Origin of the sequence: Streptomyces sp. KM273126 (assembly GCF_004337435.2) — a bacterium.
Classification (GTDB): Bacteria; Actinomycetota; Actinomycetes; order Streptomycetales; family Streptomycetaceae; genus Streptomyces; species Streptomyces acidicola.
The window spans coordinates 390,211-411,295 of sequence record NZ_SJXB02000001.1; the positions used below are offsets into that span (position 1 = coordinate 390,211).

Annotated in this window: 13 protein-coding genes; 9 read left to right on the forward strand and 4 right to left on the reverse strand. The window is 72.8% G+C overall.

The window, feature by feature from the left end:
• Window positions 1-139: 139 nt before the first annotated feature.
• The 5 genes from E0500_RS01630 to E0500_RS01650 all read left to right on the forward strand — a co-directional run bounded on the left by E0500_RS01630 (window position 140) and on the right by E0500_RS01650 (window position 9,076).
• Entirely contained in the window at window positions 140-1,477 is a 1,338-nt protein-coding gene (locus E0500_RS01630) for a hypothetical protein (RefSeq protein WP_131566897.1), read from the forward strand.
• Between the two features lie 33 nt (window positions 1,478-1,510).
• Window positions 1,511-4,138: a serine/threonine-protein kinase gene (locus tag E0500_RS01635; protein WP_131566893.1), complete on the forward strand. Its 2,628-nt coding sequence runs from the start codon at window positions 1,511-1,513 to the stop codon at window positions 4,136-4,138.
• Between the two features lie 3 nt (window positions 4,139-4,141).
• Window positions 4,142-5,710 (forward strand): PP2C family serine/threonine-protein phosphatase, encoded by a 1,569-nt coding sequence (locus E0500_RS01640; protein ID WP_131566890.1) that lies wholly within the window; start codon window positions 4,142-4,144, stop codon window positions 5,708-5,710.
• A gap of 326 nt (window positions 5,711-6,036) precedes the next feature.
• Window positions 6,037-7,383 carry a VWA domain-containing protein gene (locus tag E0500_RS01645; RefSeq protein WP_131566887.1) on the forward strand — a complete coding sequence of 449 codons (1,347 nt, stop codon included), beginning with the start codon at window positions 6,037-6,039 and terminating at the stop codon, window positions 7,381-7,383.
• A 109-nt stretch (window positions 7,384-7,492) separates the two neighbouring features.
• A complete protein-coding gene (locus E0500_RS01650) occupies window positions 7,493-9,076 on the forward strand; it encodes an FHA domain-containing protein (RefSeq protein WP_181586835.1) in 1,584 nt (527 codons plus the stop codon).
• A 36-nt stretch (window positions 9,077-9,112) separates the two neighbouring features.
• Here the strand turns inward: E0500_RS01650 and E0500_RS01655 are convergent, their stop codons facing one another.
• Complete coding sequence (locus E0500_RS01655; protein WP_131563678.1) at window positions 9,113-10,129, reverse strand: methyltransferase domain-containing protein; 1,017 nt, start codon at window positions 10,127-10,129, stop codon at window positions 9,113-9,115.
• A gap of 202 nt (window positions 10,130-10,331) precedes the next feature.
• Here E0500_RS01655 and E0500_RS01660 point away from each other — a divergent pair, with 202 nt between their 5' ends.
• The 4 genes from E0500_RS01660 to E0500_RS01675 all read left to right on the forward strand — a co-directional run bounded on the left by E0500_RS01660 (window position 10,332) and on the right by E0500_RS01675 (window position 18,196).
• Window positions 10,332-10,736 carry a globin gene (locus E0500_RS01660; RefSeq protein WP_131563679.1) on the forward strand — a complete coding sequence of 135 codons (405 nt, stop codon included), beginning with the start codon at window positions 10,332-10,334 and terminating at the stop codon, window positions 10,734-10,736.
• 169 nt (window positions 10,737-10,905) lie between these two features.
• Window positions 10,906-14,256 (forward strand): ABC transporter permease, encoded by a 3,351-nt coding sequence (locus E0500_RS01665; protein WP_165935004.1) that lies wholly within the window; start codon window positions 10,906-10,908, stop codon window positions 14,254-14,256.
• Window positions 14,257-14,326: 70 nt separating this feature from the next.
• Window positions 14,327-17,131, forward strand: a complete 2,805-nt coding sequence (locus E0500_RS01670; RefSeq protein WP_131563681.1) for an ABC transporter permease — start codon at window positions 14,327-14,329, stop codon at window positions 17,129-17,131.
• Between the two features lie 108 nt (window positions 17,132-17,239).
• Window positions 17,240-18,196 (forward strand): ABC transporter ATP-binding protein, encoded by a 957-nt coding sequence (locus E0500_RS01675; protein WP_131563682.1) that lies wholly within the window; start codon window positions 17,240-17,242, stop codon window positions 18,194-18,196.
• An 85-nt stretch (window positions 18,197-18,281) separates the two neighbouring features.
• Here the strand turns inward: E0500_RS01675 and E0500_RS01680 are convergent, their stop codons facing one another.
• The 3 genes from E0500_RS01680 to ettA are packed head-to-tail and all read right to left on the reverse strand — an operon-like array spanning window position 18,282 to window position 21,048.
• Window positions 18,282-18,974, reverse strand: coding sequence for a hypothetical protein (locus E0500_RS01680; protein WP_131563683.1), 693 nt, complete (start codon window positions 18,972-18,974; stop codon window positions 18,282-18,284).
• A complete protein-coding gene (locus E0500_RS01685) occupies window positions 18,971-19,381 on the reverse strand; it encodes a thioesterase family protein (protein WP_131563684.1) in 411 nt (136 codons plus the stop codon). The genes E0500_RS01680 and E0500_RS01685 overlap by 4 nt, the downstream gene beginning before the upstream one ends.
• A gap of 2 nt (window positions 19,382-19,383) precedes the next feature.
• Window positions 19,384-21,048, reverse strand: coding sequence for an energy-dependent translational throttle protein EttA (ettA, locus tag E0500_RS01690; RefSeq protein WP_131563685.1), 1,665 nt, complete (start codon window positions 21,046-21,048; stop codon window positions 19,384-19,386).
• Window positions 21,049-21,085: the final 37 nt, after the last annotated feature.

Here is a 21,085-nt window from a genome sequence, read left to right on the forward strand (position 1 = left end):
CAGACCGACCCTGGACAGACCGAGCACGAACAGTGAGTCCGAAAAGACCAGAACCGTAAGCGGAACAACCGACCTGGTACGACTGGAGAGTTGCCCGAACGCCGTGGGCGCGGGGAACGACGAGAGCGAGAGGTGATCGATGGGCGTCGCGGGATCCACCGGGCCGGTGATGGACCGGGACGAGGTGGACCGTGCGCTGGCGCGGCTCGGCGCGGAGCACGAGGCGATCGAGACCTCACTCCTCGCCCTGCAGGACCACGCGGGCCGCAGACTCCTCGAAGGCGCCGAGCTCACGGGCCTCACCAGGGAGCGCTGGACGGCCGCGGAGGCGTCGATCACGCTGCTGTGGGCGTACTTCGACTCGTACACGGACGCGCTGCGCTCCGCCCGTGACATCCGCTCGCGGCGCCGGTGGTCGAGCCGTGAGGACCTGGTCGAGCTGACCGAACTGCTGCGCGGCCAGAGCGTCACGGTCGCGGGCAGTGCCACGGCGACGGCCAACGTACCGGCGCGGGTCGGCGGGGGCAGACTGAGCGAGCAGTTCACCCTGGCCGAGCTCGTGGAACGGATGAACGAGCTGTACGCGACCTCGCTGGACATGGTGGTCGCCGCCGACGCGGTCTGGTCTGCGCTGCCCGCCCGGATCGACTTACTGGCCGCCGAGTTGCAGCGCACCCGTCAGCTCGCGCACTCCGTCGGCGTACGCCCCGGAGAGCACCCGGCGGGCGACGACCTGGAGCGGATCACCCGCACCCTGGCCTCCCTGCGCGAGCAGGTGGTGTCCGACCCGCTGGCGTACTGGGTGCCCGCGCAGGGGAGGAGCTCGGCCCCCGGCGGCGGCCGTCCGGACACCTCGACGTACGACCGTGAGGCGCGCGCCCTGGAGGACGTACGGCGTGAGATCGACGCCGTACTGACGGTCCGCCAGGACGCGGAGGCACGGCTGGTGAAGCTCCGGGACGTGCTCAGCCGCGCGGACCGTACGCTCGCCGAGGCACGCAGCGCGCGCGGCGAGGTGCTCGCGAAGATCGCCGCGACGGAGGTGCCCGTGGTCAGCGGCCCGCCCACCGTGTTGCAGGAGCAGCTCGCCACGGCCGCCGAGTACCGCAGGCACGCCCAGTGGCACCGTCTGTCCCCGCTCCTGGAGTCCCTGGAGCAGAAGGCGGAGGACGAACTGCTGCGGGCCCGGGAGTCGTTGACCGCGGTCACCGCTCCCCTGGCGGTCCGCGCCGAACTGCGCGGCCGCCTCGACGCGTACAAGGCGAAGGTCGCCCGGCACGGACTCGCGGAGGACCCGTTCCTCGTCGAGCGGTACGACGCGGCCCGCCGCATGCTGTGGAGCGCGCCCTGCGACCTGCGGGTCGCCGAACAGGCGGTGCTCCGCTACCAGCGGGCCGCCGCGGAGCTGCTGGGCACGGTCGTGCCCGGGCAGGGCGGGGCCGGTCGGCCACAGGACCGGAGGGGGCCGGGCGCGTGAGCGACAGAGGTGATGCGGGATGAGTGATACGGGATGAGTGAGCGGCAGGCGTGCCAGCGGCCCGACTGCTCGGGCGCGTACGAGGACGTGGGCGGCGGCGAGCTGTACTGCGACACATGTGGTCTGGCGCCGGTCGTCGCAGCGAACGGCATGGTCGGTTCTCCGGCCACGGGGATCACCGCCGGCGGCAAGGGGGCCCACGGTTCCAGCGGGTCGAGCAGGTCGAGCAGGTCGAGCCGTAGCTCCCGCGCCAGCTCCCGGACGTCCGCGCGGTCCTCCCAGTCCCGGCGCTCGGTCTCCGGCCGGCTCTCGCGCGCCCTGTCGGGGAAGTCGACGGGCCGCTCGGTGTCGGTGCGCAGCTCCGGTTCGGCCGCCGGTTCCTCCGGGCGGGCCCGCCTGGGCGCCGGTCTGGTGCAGGTGCCGCAGGTGCCGCGGCCCGACCCGCGGGCGATGGTCCTGGAGAACCCCGAGGTGCCCGAGCGGAAGCGGTTCTGCTCGCGCTCCGACTGCGGGGCGCCGGTGGGGCGGGCGCGCGGCGAACGGCCGGGGCGCGTGGAGGGCTTCTGCACCAAGTGCGGCCACCCCTACTCGTTCGTCCCGAAGCTGAGGGGCGGCGACGTGGTGCACGGCCAGTACGAGGTCGCGGGCTGCCTCGCGCACGGCGGTCTCGGCTGGATATACCTGGCCGTGGACCGTGCCGTGTCGGACCGCTGGGTCGTGCTGAAGGGCCTGCTGGACACCGGTGACCAGGACGCGATGGCCGCCGCGATCTCCGAGCGCCGCTTCCTCGCCGAGATCGAGCACGCCAACATCGTCCGCATCTACAACTTCGTCGAGCACCTCGACCAGCGCACCGGCTCGCTGGACGGGTACATCGTGATGGAGTACGTCGGCGGCAAGTCCCTCAAGGAGATCGCCAACGAGCGCCGCACGCCCGCCGGGAAGCGCGACCCGCTGCCGGTCGAGCAGGCGTGCGCGTACGGCATCGAGGCGCTGGAGGCCCTCGGTCATCTGCACAGCCGCAACCTGCTGTACTGCGACTTCAAGGTCGACAACGCGATCCAGACCGAGGACCAGCTCAAGCTGATCGACATGGGCGCGGTGCGCAGGATGGACGACGACGAGTCCGCCATCTACGGCACGGTCGGCTACCAGGCGCCGGAGGTCGCGGACGTCGGTCCCTCCGTGGCCTCCGACCTGTACACGGTCGCACGCACACTGGCCGTCCTCACCTTCGACTTCCAGGGCTACACGAACGTGTTCGTGGACTCCCTGCCCGACCCGGACCACATCGAGGTCTTCCGGCAGTACGAGTCGTACTACCGGCTTCTGGTGCGCGCCACCGACCCCGACCCGGCCCGCAGGTTCGCCTCCGCTCAGGAGATGGCGGAGCAGCTCACGGGCGTGCTGCGCGAGGTCGTGTCCCTGCAGACGGGGCGGCCGCGGCCGGCGCTGTCCACCCTGTTCGGGCCCGAGCTCAGGGTCACGGACACGGAGTTGTTCGCCGAACTGGACGGGGACGTGTCGCGGCTGGGGGTGCGGGTCGCTCCGGTACGCGGGAAGAAGGGCACCGCCGCGTTGGTGGCATCGGGCGGGACGGCGCCGAAGGGGATGCAACCGCAGGGAACGCAACTGCAGGGAACGCAACTGCAGGCGGCGCAACCGCAGGGGGCGCAGTCCTTCCCGCTGCCGACACCGGGCGCCGCTGACCCCGTGGTGGTCAAGCCGCTCGACACGGCCGCCGCCGCGCTCGCGCTGCCCGTCCCCCGGGTCGACCCCGGTGATCCCAACGCCGGGTTCCTCGCCGGACTCATCGCCTCGGCGCCCGCGGAGCTGATCACCGCGCTGCACGCGGCGCCCACCGGCTCGCTGGAGCTGCGGCTGCGGGAGCTGCGGGCCCGGCTGGAGATGGGCGAGTTCGCCAGTGCCCTCGGCACCCTGGACGCCCTGGAGCGGGACCATCCGGACGACTGGCGGGTGGTCTGGTACCGGGGCGTGGCGGCGCTCGCGACCGGCGACCACGAGAGCGCCGCGCTGGCGTTCGACGCCGTCTACGACGCGTTCCCCGGCGAGCCCGCGCCGAAGCTGGCCCTCGGCCTGTGCGCGGAGGTCCTCGGGCAGCTGGACAACGCGGCCGAGTACCACCGCCTGGTGTGGTCGACCGACCCCAGCTATGTGAGCAGTGCGTTCGGGCTCGCCCGGGTGCAGCTCGCGGCGGGCGACCGGAGCGGTGCCGTGCGCACGCTGGAGTCCGTGCCGGAGGCATCGATCCACTACACGGCGGCCCGCGTCGCAGCCGTGCGGGCGCGTCTGCGTCAGCGTACGAACGACACCGCCGGATCGCCGTTCCTCGACGACCTCACCGCCGCCGCGGGCCAGGTCGAGGCCCTCGGCGGGTACGGTCTGGACGCCGTGCGCCGTGAGCAGTTGTCCACAGAGGTCCTCGGCAGCGCGCTGGACTGGGTACTCTCCGGTAGCCAGGGTTCGGCGCCACCTGCGGGCGGCGGACGTGTGCTGCTCGGCAGCGCGCTCGACGAGCGCGGCCTCCGCTTCGGCCTGGAGCGCTCGTACCGCACGCTGGCCCGGCTCGCGCAGGGCGGCGAGGAAAGGATCGACCTGGTGGAACGTGCCAACCGTTACCGCCCCCGGACGTGGGTGTAGTTGATGTCGCAGATGCCCCAACTGGCCGCCTGCCCGAGCTGCGAGTGGCCCCTCGAATCGGGTGACCGTTTCTGCGGTGCGTGCGGGTACGACCTGTCGGTGGTCCCCCCGCCGCCGACGGACACCCCGACGATCACCATGAACGGGACGGCCCCTCCCCTGCCGGACGCGGCGTCGCCGGTGGCCTGGCCAGTCGCCCCCGAGGCCGGCGCCTCCGACGCTCCGGCACCGGTGCACCTGCCCGGCGAACTCCGGGGGACGGACTCGGGCGGTTCCGAACTGCACGCCGAAGGCGCGCAGCCGGGCGGAGCCGAGCCGTCCGCCCAAGGGACGTCGCAGGTGAGCGGGGGTGCGCCGCAGGGCGAGGCGCCAGCGCTGTCGCCATCACCGAGTGGGGCCGAGCGTCCGGCGCGGGGCGTACGGTTCGACCGGCCCGCCGAGTCGCCCTCGTCCGGCGCGTCTGATACGTCCGACGCATCCGCCTCGTCCCCGTCGGCCCCGTCGGCCCCATCGGTCTCCTCATCCGCCTCGCCACCCTCGTCTTCTTCGTCGTCCTCGTCTTCCTCGTCGTCATCGTCCGACGCGGGCGACTACCACCTGGCCGCGCCCCGGCCCGTCGACCCCCGTACCGCTGACCTCTCGACGCCGCCCGCGGGCACCAAGACCTGCGTGGCATGCCGCGCGGGGCAGGTCGACCGGGACGGCTACTGCGAGAACTGCGGCCATGCCCAGCCCCGCGAACGCGACCACATGGAGCAGGAGTTGGGCGCCGTGGCCGCGGTCAGTGACCGGGGGCTGCGCCACCACCGCAACGAGGACGCCTTCACGGTGTCCTCCACCGCCCTGCCCGACGGTTCGCCCGCGGTCGTCGCGATCGTCTGCGACGGTGTGTCGTCCGCGACCCGCCCCGACGACGCCTCGCTCGCCGCGTCCCGCGCCGCGGGCGAGGCGCTGCTGGAGACCCTGCCGCGCGGCACACACCCGCAGCAGGCCATGCACGACGCGATCGTCGCCGCCTCGAACGCCGTCAACTCCCTGGCGGAGGAACCCCGGACGGCCCAGGAGCACGCCCCCCACCAGAACGCGCCCGCGTGCACGCTGGTCGGCGCCGTCGTCACCTCCACCCTGCTGATCGTCGGCTGGGTCGGCGACAGCCGCGCCTACTGGGTCCCCACGGACCGCAGCTCACCCCCGGCCCGGCTGACCGAGGACGACTCGTGGGCCGCACAGATGGTGGCCGCGGGACTGATGAGCGAGGCCGAGGCGTACGCCGATCATCGCGCCCACGCCATCACGGGCTGGCTCGGCGCGGACGCGTACGAACTGGAGCCGCACACCGCTTCCTTCAAACCGGACCGGCCGGGTGTAGTGGTGGTGTGCACCGACGGGCTGTGGAACTACGCGGAGGCGGCCGAGGAGATGGCCGAGGTCGTACCCCTCGACGCCGCGCAACGCCCGCTGCACGCCGCCCAGGTTCTGGTGGGCCACGCCCTCGACGGTGGGGGCCACGACAACGTAACAGTGGCCGTCCTCCCGTTCCCGGCCCCGCCCCAGGGGGCAGGATCGGCCTGAGGGCGCTCGCGAGGGCGCCGTCACGGCCGTGTGGGAACGGCCGGTGGAACGGATTCGAGCGGCCGGCAGACGGGGCCGGCCGGCTCGACGGACGCAACGGTCGGTCGGCCGATTCGACGGGCGGAACGGTCAGTCGGCCGATTCGACGGGCGGAACGGTCAGTCGGTCGGCCGGATCGACGGATGGAAACGGCCGAAAGGCCGGCCGAACGCAGGGGAACGGCCGGTCGACGGCGTCGGCCAACGGACCGGTGGGGACCGGCCCGTTCACGCAGCCACAGTCATCGGCCCACGCGTCGTGGGGGCCTTGAGGGGGACAGAGAACGCATGGCCAATTTCTCGAAGTCGAACGTGCCGCAGTTCTCGGTGGACGTGTACCAGAACGAGTACCTGCCGGAGGGCGGCCGCGAGGTCAACGCCATCGTGACGGTGAGCTCGACCGGCGGCGGCACCATCGGCGGCGCCGTAGCCGCCCCGCACCTGTACGCGCCGGGACAGGGCCCGTCCGCGGCCGTGGCGATCATGGTCGACTGCTCGGGCTCGATGGACTACCCGCCGACGAAGATGCGGGGGGCGCGGGACGCCACGGCCGCCGCGATCGACGCGTTGCGCGACGGTGTGCACTTCGCGGTGGTCGGCGGCACACACATCGCCAAGGAGGTCTACCCCGGCGGCGGTCGGCTCGCCGTCGCCGACGCCACCACGCGTGACCAGGCCAAACAGGCCCTGCGCAGGCTGAGCGCGGGCGGCGGCACCGCGATCGGGACGTGGCTGAAGCTCGCCGACCGCCTGCTCTCCTCCGAGGACGCCGCCATACGGCACGGCATCCTCCTCACCGACGGCCGCAACGAGCACGAGTCCCCGGAGGACCTGCGCGCCGCCCTCGACGCGTCCGCCGGACGCTTCACCTGTGACGCGCGGGGCGTGGGCACCGACTGGGAGGTGAAAGAGGTCACAGGGATCGCGTCCGCGCTGCTCGGCACCGCCGACATCATCGCCGACCCGACGGGCCTCGCCGCCGACTTCACCCAGATGATGGAGACGGCCATGGGCAAGGAGGTCGCGGACGTCGCGCTGCGGCTGTGGACACCCATGGGCACGGAGATCAAGTTCGTGAAGCAGGTGGCCCCCACGGTCGAGGAGTTGACCGAGCGCCGCACCGAGGCGGGCCCGCGCGCCGGGGACTACCCGACCGGTTCATGGGGTGACGAGTCGCGCGACTACCACGTGTGTGTGAAGGTGCCCGCCGCCGACATCGGCCAGGAGATGCTGGCCGCCCGCGTCTCGCTGGTGATCCCGCAACCCGACGGAACCGTCCACAACCTGGGCGCGCAGGGTCTCGTACGGGCCGTGTGGACTGAGGACATGGCGGCCTCGACCTCCATCAATCCCCAGGTCGCGCACTACACGGGCCAGGCCGAACTGGCACAAGTCATCCAACAAGGTCTGGATGCGCGCAAATCCGGAGATGTCGACGGAGCAACGGCCAAACTGGGCCGGGCCGTTCAACTCGCCAGCGAGTCGGGTAATGCCGATACAGCGAAACTGCTTGCGAAGGTGGTGGACGTCGTCGACGCAGCGGCAGGTACTGTGCGACTGAAGGCGAAGGTCGCGGAGGCCGACGAGATGACTCTGGAGACGCGGTCCACCAAAACCGTTCGCGTCAAGAAGTAGCGTTGCCGACCCCGCTCCGGGGGTCGGACAAAACCAATCAAGCACACTGGCCCACAGCGGCCGAGCAATCCGGCCCGGACGGCCGGACAGGAAAGGGGGACGCGCCGACATGCCGACCTGCCCGAACGGACACCAGTCGGGTTCCGACGACTGGTGCGAGGTCTGCGGTCACCGCATGGCCGGTGCCGTGCCCCCGCCACCTCCGCCCCCGCCGCCGGCCGCGGGCTACGGTTATCCGCCACCCGGCTCCCCTCCGCCTCCTCCCCCGCCTCCGGGCGCGGGCGGTCAGCCCGGAGGGCATCCGCATCCGTCCGCCATGCCCGGCGGCGCACCGGAGCTCTGCCCGCAGTGCCGCACGCCCCGCGAGGGCGGTGCGCCGTTCTGCGAGGAGTGCCGGTGGAACTTCCTGACGAACACGGCCACCTCGTACACCCCGGCCGCACCTCGGCCCTCCGGGCCTGGGGCCGGACCTGGGCCTGGGCCGACGGGTCCCGGAGGACCCGCGGGGCCCGGTGGTCCGGGCGGTCCCGCACCGTTTGCAGGTCCTGGTGGCCCGGCACCGTTCGCGGGTCCGGGCGGACCGGGACCGTTCGCGGGTCCTGGTAGTCCCGCACCGTTCGCGGGTCCCGGCGGACCGGCACCATTTGCGGGGCCTGGCGGCCCCGGTGGCCCCGGCGGCCCTGGGGGCCCTGGGGGGCAGGCTGGGTCCGCGGATCCTGGTGGCCCCGGTGGACCTGGTGGGCCGAACCCGGCGCTCCGGTTCCAGCAGCCGCCCGGGCCGGGTCCGGCCTTCGGCGGCGGTGACTCGTATGACTATCAGAGCTCGCGCCCCTCGCAGGTGAACCGGCCCGCGGAGCCCATCCCGCCGGGGCCGCCCTTCGGCGGCGAGCCCTCCGTGCCGACCGCTCCGCCGGGAGCCGGCGGCCCTCCCGGACCCGGTGGACCTTCCGGCCCTGGTGGTCCCGGAGGCTTCGGTGGTCCGGGGGCGGGTGGTGGTCCGGCGGCCGGTGGGCTGCCGCAGGGCTTCCAGCAGGCTGGGCCGCCCGCTCCGCCCACGTTCCCCGGCGAGACGGGACAGCCGGGTGCGCCCGCTCCCGGCGGGCCCGGCGGCCCTCAGCCGGGCGGCCCGTCCTTCGGTGGCGGGAAGGACGACTGGATGATCTCCCCGCCGTCGTCCGGTCCCGGTGCGCCTCCCGCGCCCGGTGGACCGGGGGCGCCAGGTGGCTACGGATACCCGCAGCCGGGTGCCACCCAGGCCCCGCCCGCTCCCGCGTACCCCCAGCAGCCGGCCACCTGGACGGCGACGATCGGCCCGGACCGCGACTACTTCATGTCGATGATGCAGCGCTCCGGCCCCGAGGCCGCGGGGCTCAACTTGCCCGCGTACTCCCCGGAGCAGCAGCGCACCCTCCTCGGCAACCAGCTGACCATCGGCCGCCGCCGTCACTCCACCGGTGACACCCCTGACATCGATCTGTCGGTGCCGCCGGAGGACCCGGGCGTCTCGCACCAGCACGCGGTCCTGGTCCAGCAGCCGGACGGCAGTTGGGCGGTCGTCGACCAGAACTCCACGAACGGCACCACGGTCAACGGCTCCGAGGAGCCCATCCAGCCGTTCGTCCCGGTACCCCTGCAGGACGGGGACCGGGTGCACGTGGGGGCCTGGACGACGATCACCATCCGGCGAGGCTGAACACACAGCCGAGCGCGAGCGGACGGGTCATATGACTTACGGGAGGGGCCACGCATACGGCCCCTCCGGGTCGTCCAGCCACGCCCATTCGCGGTCGGCGCTGATCGTGATCCCGTACCGGTCGCGCGTCGGGTGCCCCTCGCGGTCCCACAGCGCGAGCGCCTCGTGCGGGTCCAGGGTGCCCGCGGTCAGGGTCAGCAGGAACCGGAAGAGCTCGTGGTCCCTGGCCCGGCCCGGCAGCCCGCCCAGATGGGGATGCAGCCGCGCGGGCCCTCCCCCGTCGCCGCGCAACGGCACGAAGTACGCGGGCGTGTGCAGGAAACGCCCCTCGGCGGTCTCGGCGTCCCGTACCCGCAGCCGGATCAGACCCGTGGCCAGCGGCGTCAGGATGCGGGCGTCGGGTGCGCACTGGGCGAGCCAGGCGCGCGGGATCGAGAACAGCGTGCAGGTCGCGATGATCCGGTCGTACGGCGCGCGTTGGGGCACCCCGCGTGCGCCGTCGCCCGTGACGACGGTCGGGTGGTACCCGGCGGCGGCCAGATGCCTGCGTGCCCCCTCGGTGATGTCGGGGTCCAGGTCGACGGTGGTGACCAGGTCGTCCCCGAGGCGGTGCGCGAGCAGGGCCGCGTTGTAGCCGGTGCCGGCGCCGATCTCCAGGACGCGGTTTCCGTCCTCCACCTCCAGTTCGGCCAGCATGTTCGCCATCAGCGAGGGTTGGCTGCTGGAGGAGATCAACTCACCGTCGCGCAGGCGTGTGGCGAGCGGGACGTCGGTGTACGCGCCGCGCAGCCAGCGCTCGCGTCGCCTCGGGTCGCGCTCCTCGCCCCAGAGCCGCTCGTAGCCGCTCCCGCCCGGGCTCCCGGCACCCGTGGAGGGGGCGGGCCCACCGCCCACGTAGTAGTACGGCACGAAGAGGTGGCGCGGAACCGCCTCGAACGCCTCCCGCCACACCGGGTCGGCGTCCCAGGCTCCGCCGGCCCCGATCTCGCGCACCATAGCCGCCCTGGCCTCCGCGGCGAGGTCATGGTCCCGATCGACCGCATGTGTGCCCATATACACACTGTGCTGCGCGATCGGCCCCGTGGCGAGCACCACGACGGGCCGCACCGGAATCGGCTCGTTCTTGATCGCCGATCGGAACTGTCTTGATCGTCGACCGGAACCGTCTTGATCGTCGACCGGAACCGTCTTGATCGTCGATCCGTGCGGTCCTAGGCCTTGAGTCCTCCGTCCACCCGTCTGAGACCATGGGTGCGTGAATGAGATTCGGCGCGGCACACTTCAGGAGCAGACCTTCTTCGAGCAGGTCGGCGGCGAGGAGACCTTCCGGCGGCTCGTGCACCGCTTCTACGAGGGCGTCGCCGAGGACCCGCTGCTGCGGCCCATGTACCCGGAGGAGGACCTGGGCCCGGCCGAGGAGCGCCTCACGCTGTTCCTCATCCAGTACTGGGGCGGCCCCACCACCTACAGCGAGAACCGCGGGCATCCCCGCCTGCGGATGCGCCACGCCCCATTCACCGTCGACCGGGCCGCACACGACGCCTGGCTGAAGCACATGCGGGTGGCCGTCGACGAACTCGGTCTCTCCGAGGAGCACGAGCGCACGCTGTGGAACTACCTGACGTACGCGGCGGCTTCGATGGTGAACGCCGCCGGCTGAGGCCGGTTCGCCTCCGCGGCCGGCACATTCCGGTCGCAGAGCACCGAATTCCGGTCACGATCCGGTCAAGTCCGGCCCACGGGCGCTTACCGGCTGTCCTCACCATCTGACAGCATCACCCGGAGGTCTCCGGTGATCCCGGAGCCGGGGACGGCTGACGGGGGGCCGGGTGACGGGGTTCGTGTTTCTGCGCGTGCGGGCGCACCGGCTGCTGCTCGCCGCCGCGCTGCTCACCGTCGTACTGACCACAGTGGTGCCGACGACCCTCACCGCGTACTCGGGCGCGATCGGCGACGCGGCCCTGCGCCACTCCCTCGCCGCCCCCGAGAACGCCGCCGGTACCTCCCTGATCGTCAAGGCGGACACCCCGTCCGCCGACGAGCGCGCGGCCGCCGACCGTGCCGTGCTGGAGGGCGCTCGACGGACCTTCGACGGCATGCCGTTGACCGTGCGCACGCTCGTACGGTCCGGCCCGTACGCCCTCCCGCGCTCCCTCCAGCCACCCGCCGCCCGGTCCGGCAACCCCGATCTCACCCACTTCGCGGCTCTGGACCGCACCCAGGTGCGGGTCACCGAGGGGCGGCTGCCACGCGGTGGCGGCAGCACCGTCGAGGTGGCCCTGCCGGGGGCCGCCGCCGATCCGCTCGGGCTGAAGCCGGGCGCCCGCCTCACCCTCACCGACCGTTTCGACGGTCCCGACGTGCGTGTCCTGATCACCGGCCTGTACCGGCCCGACCGGATCACCGCCCCGTACTGGCAGGTGGACGACCTCCGCGGCCGCGGTGTCCACAAGCTCTCCTTCACGACGTACGGACCCCTGCTCACCGATCCGTCCGTGCTCGCCGGCGGCCGGGTGAGCAAGGGAGAGTCCGCCTGGCTCGCCTCCGCCGACTTCGCCACGCTGACGACGGACCGGATCGGCGCGCTGCGGAAGGCGGCCCGTGACGGTACGGCCGGGTTGGGCACGTCCGACGCCCTGAGCGGCACCACGGCCGCGACGACCTCGCTGCCCGAGATCCTGGACGACGTCGAACGCTCCCTCCTCGTCTCCCGCTCGACCCTGCTGATCGTGGCACTGCTGATCGCCCTCCTCTCGGGGTACGCGCTGTTCCTCGTGGCCCGGCTGCTGAGCGCCGAACGGGCGGGCGAGACCCGGCTGCTCAGGGCGCGCGGCGGCTCACCCCGCCGGGTCGCAGGGCTCGCCGCGCTGGAGGCGCTGCTGCTCGCGGTGCCCGCGGCGGTCTGCGCGCCGCTGCTCGCCGGGCCGTTGACGCGGCTGCTCGCCGAGCGTGGGGCGCTGGCCCGGATCGGGCTGTACATCGACACCTCCGGCGGGCGTGCGGAGGTGTGGCTGGTCGCGGCGGCGGTGGCGCTGGGGTGCGCGCTCGCGGTGACAGTGCCGGCGCTGACCTCCGGCTCCTTCACGGTGCGGCGGGCCCGTAGCCTGCCCGCCCCGGTGCGCGCCGGGGCCGATGTCGGGCTGCTGGTCATCGCCGGCATCGCGTACTGGCAGTTGGACCGCCGGAACACCGGCGCCCTCTCCGGCGGCATCTCGGAAGCTCCGGGCTCCGCTGGAGTAGGGGGAAGCCCCGTCGGCACCCTCGGCATCGACCCGCTGCTGGTCACGGCCCCCGCCCTCGCCCTGCTCGCCGGCACCGTCCTCACCCTGCGGCTGCTTCCGCTGGTGGCCCGGCTCGCCGAGCGCCGCGCTGCGGGCGGCCGGGGCCTGCCGAGCGCCCTGGCCGGCTGGCAGTTCAGCCGCCGCCCATCGCGTGGCGCCGGCCCGGTACTGCTCCTCGTCCTCACAGTCGCCCTGGGGATGCTGGCGATCGGCGAGGGCGCCTCCTGGAACCGCTCGCAGGACGACCAGGCGGACTTCCGCGCCGGTACGGACGTCCGCGTCCTCGCGGGCGGCGCGACCGGCCTCGGCGGCTCCGGGCGCTACGCGGACATCGACGGCGTACGGGCAACCGCCCCGGCCATCCGTACGGCGATGCCGTTGTCCGGCGGCCGTACAGCGACCGTTCTTGCCCTGGACACGGCCTCAGCGGCCGACGGACTGCTGCTACGGCGTGACCTGGCCTCCGAGCCGGTACGGCCCCTGCTGGCGGGCCTCCCCCCGAAGGGGAGGACGGCGGGCCCTCGGCTGCCCCAGGGGACGACGGAGCTCCGCCTAGCGCTGCGGCTGAGCAGCGACCGGGACGGTGGCGACGCGGCGGACACGGACGGGAGCGGCGAGCGCCCCGAAGCCGATGTGACGGTCACTCTGCAGGACCGCTACGGCGTGCCGTACCAGGTCCCCGCCGGCCAGTTGGCCGTCGACGGACGGCTCCACGTCCTCGCCCTGGACCTCGCCCGCGCGGCCGATGCCCCGACGGGCCGCGCGGCCGGGCCCCTGACGCTGACCGGCGTGCGGCTGACCATGGAGCAACCGGTCGGCGGCGGCGAGCAACACCGCCTGTCCCTGGAGAAAGTGAGCGCCGTCCGCGCCAACGGGCCGGAAAAGTCGCTGCCGCAGGCCACCTCTTGGACGGTCACGTCGCGTTCCGGCAGCACGTCGCCGTCCGCGGACGACTCCACGCTCCCGACGACCCCGCGTGTGGAGGAGTCGCCACCGGGCTCCCTCGTGGTCCGCTACGGCACCGGGTACGTGCCCCGCGACCTCTACTGGAGGCCCGAGTCGTTCACGGTCCGCCTCCAGGTGACCCAGCCTCCGGCGTCCGAGGTGACGGGCGTCGCCACCGACCGGTTCCTCGCGTCGGCCGGACTCTCCGGTACCGGGCAGCGGATGGACGTCAGATTCGGGGACTCGACCGTGCCGGTACGGATCGTGCGGAGCGTAAGGGCGCTGCCGACGACCGAGGAGGGCGGCGACGGCGACGGCGGGGCGCTGCTGGTCGATCTCCGGTCAGTGAACCGCGTGCTGGAGGCACGGGACGGCGAGACCTCCGAGCCGACCGAGTGGTGGCTGCGGACGGTGCCTGGTGCGGCCGGGCGGGTGGCCGAGGAGGTGCGGGCGCGTCCCGATGTCGAGCCGTCGCAGGTCGTCGTAAGGGACGAGGTCGCGGACCGGTTGCGGGACGATCCGTTCGGGGCGGGTACCGAGGCCGCGTTCGCCGCGGTGGCGGTGGTCGCGGCCGCGCTGGCCGCGGTCGGGTTCGCGGTGAGCACGGCGGGATCCCTGCGCGAGCGGGCCGACGAGTTCGCGGTCCTGCGCGCGCTCGGCGCCCCGCGCCGGCAACTGGCCCGTCTCATCGCCGCCGAACAGGGCGTCCTGGTGGCCGTGGCCCTCACGGTCGGCGTCGCCCTCGGCGCGGTCCTCACCCGGGCGGTGATCCCCAGAATCGTCCTCACTCCGCAGGCTTCCCGGCCGGTGCCCGAGGTCCTGGTGGAACTGCCCGTCGCCCCCGTGGCCCTGCTGCTGGCCGCGGTGACGGTCACCCCGCTCGCGGTCACGGCCGTGCTGGCGGCACGACGACCGGACGCGATCGGCACGCTGCGGCGCCAGGGAGGTGAGTGACGCGGTGCGTACACGCTCCTCCACAAGTTCCCGGACTTCCCGCGTCACCCGGGTACGCGCACCGTCCTCCGTGGCCCCCTGGGTACGGACCCGGCTGCGGGCCGCGCCCGGGGCGGCCTGCGCGCTGACCCTGCTGGTCGCGTTCACCGCCTGTCTGACCGCGGCCTTCCCGCGCGCGGTGGACCGGTACGAGGACGCGGGCCTGCGCAGCGCCGTCGCCGAGGCCCCGGCCGAACAGACGACCGTGCAGTTCTACGCCCAGCAGTCCACGACCGAACTCCCGCCGGACGAATGGGAGTCGGCCCTTCGTCAGGACACGCTGCGCGAGCAGTACGCACGGGTGCTGGCCGCCGTCGAGCGGCCGCTGGTCGTCGACCCCGCTCAGTCGTCGTACGGCGTGCGCACCACCAAACCCCAGGAGGCGCTGGACCGTTGGCTGCCCCGGCCCAGCGGGCTGCCCGCCCAGGTGTCACTCGTCGCGCAGAACGGCCTCGCCGACCATGCCCGGCTGAGCACAGGTCGTCTGCCGCGCACCACCGGATCGGTCACCCCGCGCAGCCGCGCCGTGGAGGCCGCCGTCACCACCGAGACCGCCGAGCGCCTGCGGATCAAGGTGGGGTCGGTGATCCACGTCCCCGGCGTGCTGCGGGAGCCGCTGGCCGTGCGTGTCACTGGCATCGTCACCCCGCGCGAGCCCCAGGGCGCGTACTGGTCGACGCAACCCCTGCTGCGCACCCCCTCCCTGATGCGGAAGCTCGACGCGATTCCGCCCGCCAACACATACTGGCTGGGCGCCCTGCTCCTGCCCCCGGACGCGGCACCCGCCCTGCTGAGAACGCAGGGAGACCCGGAGCGCTACTGGCAACTCGCCCCCTCCGCCACCTCGTTGAACGCCCGCGACCTGCCCGGCCTCTCCTCCTCACTCGCCGCGCTCGTGTCGGGACCCGGCCTGCTGGCGGTGCGCCAGGCCACCGACCCGGCGGCCGACGCGAACACCGGCCTGGACACGGTGCTCCGCTCCCACCAGCGCCTGCGCGACGGCATCGCTCCTCTCGTGTCCGTCGCCGCGTTCGGCACCGGAACCGTCGCGGCCGTGGTGCTGCTGATGGCGGGCGGCCTCGCCGCGGACCGTCGTCGTACGGAGCTCGCCCTGCTGCGCGCCCGCGGCGGCTCGCTGCGCGGTGTCACGGGACGGCTGCTGGCCGAGACGGCGGTCGTCGCGGTGCCCGCGGGGGCGGCCGGCCTGGTGGTCGCCCTCCTCGCGGTGCCCACCACGCGCTACGCCCACGCGGTGGTCGCGGCCGCGGCCGTCACGCTCCTCGCCTGCGCCGCACTGCCCCTGAGCGCCGCGGCCCGCCACGCCGTCGTACGGGTCCACGGCGCACGCGAGGACCTGACTTCCGTACGCCCCTCGCGGCGCCGCACGGTCGCCGAAGTCACGCTGATGGTGCTCGCGCTGGGCGCGGTGGTGGCGCTGCGGCGGAGGGGGACGGACGGGTCGGGGTCCTCCGACCCAGGGATCTCCGGGGCCTCTGAGGCTTTGGGCGCTTCGGGGGCGTCGGGGGCGTCGGGCGATCACCTGGTCTCACTGGCACCCGTGTTGGTGGGGATCATCGCCGCGCTGGTGCTGGTGCGGCTGTATCCGCTGCCGTTGCGCCGCCTGGCGCGCCATGTGGGGCGGCTGCGGGGCGCGGTCGGGTACCTGTCGCTGGCCCGTGCCGGCCGTACGCCCGTCTCCGCGGTGCTCCCGCTGCTCGCCCTGCTGACAGCCCTCACCACCGCCGCCTTCGGCGGCTCGGTTCTCGCGGGGGTCGCCGACGTACGCGACCGTGCGGCGCTGTCCGCGACCGGCGCCGACGCCCGCGTCGAGGCACTGCAAGCACTGCCCGCCACACTGCCGGATCAGGTCCGCCGGAGCCCCGGAGTGCGGGAGGTCAGCCCGGTCAACATCGCGTACAACGTGACCCCGGACGACGGTGCGCAACCGGTGACCCTGGCCGGCGTCGACCCGGGCTCGTACGCGTCGCTGGCACGCCGGACCGCTCTCGGCACGTTCCCGGAGGCTGTGCTGAAGCCCACGGGCTCGCCTCGGTCTGACGTCCTGCCCGCCCTCGCGTCGCCGTCCCTTGCCGACCGCTTCGGCACCCGGCCCTTCTCCGTACGGCTGGACGACGGCAGCCTCGTCAGCCTCCGGATCACCCTGGTGCGCGAGACCACTCCGGCCGCGCCGGGCGGGGACTTCCTGGTGGTGGACCGCGCCCGGCTCCCCGGCCTCCCCGAGCCCACCGCCGGGAAGACCAGCCCGACCACGCTGCTGGTGACCGGCTCCCACCTGGACGGTGCCGCGCTGCGCGCACTGACCGGCGGGAACGCCGACGTCCGCCTCCGGTCGGAGGCCCGGGCACGCTACGTCGACTCGCCCCTCCAGGCCGGCGCCGAACGCGTCTACACGGCGGCGGTGGCGGCGGGCGCCGCTTACGCGACCCTGGCCCTGCTGCTGACCCTGATCCGCTCCGCCCCCGAACGCACCGCGCTCCTGGCCCGTCTGCGCACCATGGGCCTGACCCGCGCCCAGGGTCGCCGTCTGCTGATCCTGGAGTCCCTGCCGCAGTCCCTGACGGCCGCGCTGGGCGGCACCCTCGCGGGGTGGGCCGCCGTCCGCCTCCTCTCCCCCGGCATCGACCTGACGACGGTCGCGCTCGCGGCGGCGACGGACTCCGCACCGGCCGGCGCCCACCTGCGGACGGATCCGTGGTCCCTGCTGGTCCCGGCCCTCGCCGTCGTGATCCTGACGACGGGCATCGCGGCGGCGCAGGCGTGGTGGACCGGGAGGCGGGGTTCGGTGAGGGAGCTGAGGGTGGGGGATCCCCGATGACGGACAGGGACAGCGGCGACCGTGCCTGCGCATACTGGCCGGCGAGCACGGGAGCCCCCCGGACCATCACCGCCGGAGTCACCCCACGACCGCTGAGGGAGTCGTCCCATGACCAGTACGGGCCCCACCTTCGCCGACCTCGCCCACCGCGCGGCGGCCCGCCGGGACCGTCCCGCCTACGGCCACGACGCACTGATCACCTGTGACCGCCTGGTCAGGATCTTCTCCACGGACGGCGTGGAGGTGCAGGCGCTCCAGGGCCTCGACCTCCTCGTCCGCGAGGGCGAACTGATGGCCCTGGTGGGCTCGTCCGGCAGCGGCAAGTCGACGCTGATGAACATCCTGGCCGGCCTCGACACGCCGTCCGCCGGAGCGGCCCGCGTCGCCGGCCACGACCTGCTGACGATGACCGCCAAGGACCGCCTCCGCTACCGCCGGGAGATCGTCGGCTTCGTCTGGCAGCAGACCTCCCGCAACCTCCTGCCCTATCTGACGGCCGCCCAGAACGTGGCCCTGCCCATGCAGCTGAGCGGGGCCCGCACCCGCCGCCGGGACCGTTCCGAACGTGCCCTGGAGCTCCTGGAGTTGCTGGAGGTCGCCGACTGCCGCGACCGCCGCCCCCAGGAGATGTCGGGCGGTCAGCAGCAGCGCGTGGCGATCGCGGTCGCCCTGGCCAACGCTCCGAAAGTGCTGCTGGCCGACGAACCCACCGGCGAACTCGACTCCCACACCGGCGAACAGATCTTCGCCGCCTTCCGCACGGCCAACGAACACCTGGGCACGACCATCGTGATCGTCACCCACGACCAGACCGTGGCGGGCGAGGTCCGGCGCACGGTGGCCATCCGCGACGGCCGCACCTCGACGGAGGTCCTGCGCCGCACCGAGATCGACGCGGCCACCGGTCAGGAGGCGGTCGTCGCCCGCGAGTACGCCACACTCGACCGGGCCGGCCGGCTCCAACTCCCCACCGAGTACACGGAAGCCCTCAGCATGCGCGACCGCGTCGCCCTGGAACTGGAACGGGACCACATCGGCGTGTGGCCGGACGACAGCGAGTCATGAGCAGAGCACACGAAACACCGGTTGATCAGCACACCCAGTGATCAGCACACCGGGTGATCACACCCGGTGATCAGCACGCCGGTCATCAGCGCACGGTGACGCCCAGGGCCCCGAGTCCCGCCCTGCGCACGGCGATCGACCCGTACGGTGTGCGCAGCCTCAGCCACGCCCCGGACGAGAACAGCTTCAGCGGCTCCTCGCCGGGCCGCTCGGCCGCCCGTGCGGGGCGCAGGAAGCCGAGCCCCTGCGCCGCGTGCGCGGCCCGTACCGGAAGGCCGGTGTCACCGATCGGCCGGGACCAGATCTCCCGCCCGATCTTGTCGAGCTCGGCCCGAGTCCGCCGCTCCGGTGCCAGCTCCTGTGTGCGGGACCGGAATTCGGCCACGGCGGCGGCGATCATCGCCCGTACCGCGTCCGGTGCCGGCAGCCCCGGCTCCGCTCGCCAGCTGCCGCGCGGGGGAAGCACCCCCGCCCACGGCGGCCCGGTGACCGCGGCCGGAACCACCGTGGTGGCCGCCGACTCGTCGATGGCGTCCAGGAGTTCACCCGCGGACACGGTCGAGTCGAGCGTGACGTCGAGCCCGTTCTCGTACGGCTTCGCGAGCCGTACCGCCCGGATCGCGAGGACCTCGAACGACGGCGGGCGGCCGAACACCGCGAGTGTCGTCCCGGCGCCCTTCAGACGCACCACGGCCGCCCGGTCGTAGTGGATCAACCGTCCGAGGAAGGCGGCGAGGTCCGCCGCCTCCCCCTCGTCGGCGAGGTGGAGCACCGTCATGCCGCGACGGCCTCGTCCTCGTCGTCCATGTACTCCTCCAGGAACTCCCGCTCCTCGGAGGTGATCCGGCGCGGCCGCTGCGCCTCGAAGTCGAACGGCACTATCACCGTCGAGGCCCGGACGTAGACCTGGTCCGCGTCCTTGACCTCATAGGTGAGCGTGAACGAGGCCGCCCGTACCTCTGTCACCCACAGCTCGATGTCCACCGGCCTGTGCCGGTGGACCAACTGCCGCTTGTAGTCGATCTCGTGGCGCGCCACCACGGACCCCTGCTTGAAGTCCTTCTCCGGGCGGAACAGGAAGTCGATACGGGCTTCCTCCAGGTAGCGGAGGAAGACCACGTTGTTGATGTGGCCGTACGCGTCCATGTCCGCCCAGCGCAGTGGGCAGCGGTAGATGTGCCGCAAGATCAGCCCCGGGTCAGCTTCTTGTAGGTGGCGCGGTGCGGACGGGCCGCGTCCGCACCGAGCCGCTCGATCTTGTTCTTCTCGTACGAATCGAAGTTGCCCTCGAACCAGAACCACCTGGAGTCGCCCTCGTAGGCGAGGATGTGCGTCGCCACTCGGTCCAGGAACCAGCGGTCGTGGGAGACGACCACGGCGCAGCCGGGGAACTCCAGCAGCGCGTTCTCCAGGGAGGACAGGGTCTCCACGTCGAGGTCGTTGGTCGGCTCGTCGAGGAGCAGCAGGTTGCCGCCCTGCTTCAGGGTGAGCGCCAGGTTCAGACGGTTGCGCTCACCGCCGGAGAGCACCCCGGCCGGCTTCTGCTGGTCCGGGCCCTTGAAGCCGAACGCGGAGACGTAGGCGCGCGAGGGCATCTCGACCTGGCCGACGTTGATGTAGTCCAGCTCGTCGGAGACGACGGCCCACAGCGTCTTCTTGGGGTCGATGTTCTCGCGGCTCTGGTCGACGTAGGAGATCTTGACGGTCTCGCCGACCTTGATCGTGCCGGAGTCGGGCTGCTCCAGGCCCTGGATCATCTTGAACAGGGTGGTCTTGCCCGCGCCGTTCGGGCCGATGACGCCGACGATGCCGTTGCGCGGCAGCGTGAACGACAGGTCGTCGATCAGGACCTTCTCGCCGAAGGCCTTGTTGAGGTTGTTGACCTCGACGACCACGCTGCCCAGGCGCGGACCCGGCGGGATCTGGATCTCCTCGAAGTCCAGCTTCCGCATCTTCTCGGCCTCGGCGGCCATCTCCTCGTACCGGGCCAGACGCGCCTTGGACTTGGCCTGCCGCCCCTTGGCGTTGGAGCGGACCCACTCCAGCTCCTCCTTGAGGCGCTTGGCGCGCTTGGCATCCTTCTGGCCCTCGACCTTGAGGCGGGTCTGCTTGGTCTCCAGGTACGTGGAGTAGTTGCCCTCGTAGCCGATGGCGCGGCCGCGGTCGAGCTCCAGGATCCATCCGGCCACGTTGTCCAGGAAGTACCGGTCGTGGGTGATGGCTACGACGGTGCCCTTGTACTGGGCGAGGTGCTGCTCCAGCCAGTTCACGGACTCGGCGTCGAGGTGGTTGGTGGGCTCGTCGAGGAGCAGCAGGTCAGGCGCTTCCAGGAGGAGCTTGCACAGCGCGACACGGCGCTTCTCACCACCGGAGAGGTTGGTGACGGGCCAGTCGCCGGGCGGGCAGCCCAGGGCGTCCATGGCCTGCTCCAGCTGGGCGTCCAGGTCCCACGCCTCCGCGTGGTCCAGCTCCTCCTGGAGCTTGCCCATCTCCTCCAGCAGCGCGTCCGAGTAGTCGGTCGCCATCTGCTCGGCGATCTCGTTGAACCGGTCGAGCTTGCCCTTGATCTCGGCGACACCCTCCTGGACGTTCTCCAGGACGTTCTTCTCGTCGTTCAGCGGGGGCTCCTGCAGCAGGATGCCGACGCTGTAGCCGGGCGAGAGGAAGGCGTCACCGTTCGACGGCTGCTCAAGGCCGGCCATGATCTTCAGGACCGTCGACTTACCGGCACCGTTCGGACCGACCACACCGATCTTCGCGCCGGGCAGGAAGTTCAGCGAGACGTCGTCAAGGATCACCTTGTCGCCGTGAGCCTTGCGCGTCTTGCGCATGGTGTAGATGTACTCAGCCAAGAGAAACCGTCCGGCAGCTTGAAATCTGGCAGTGGGC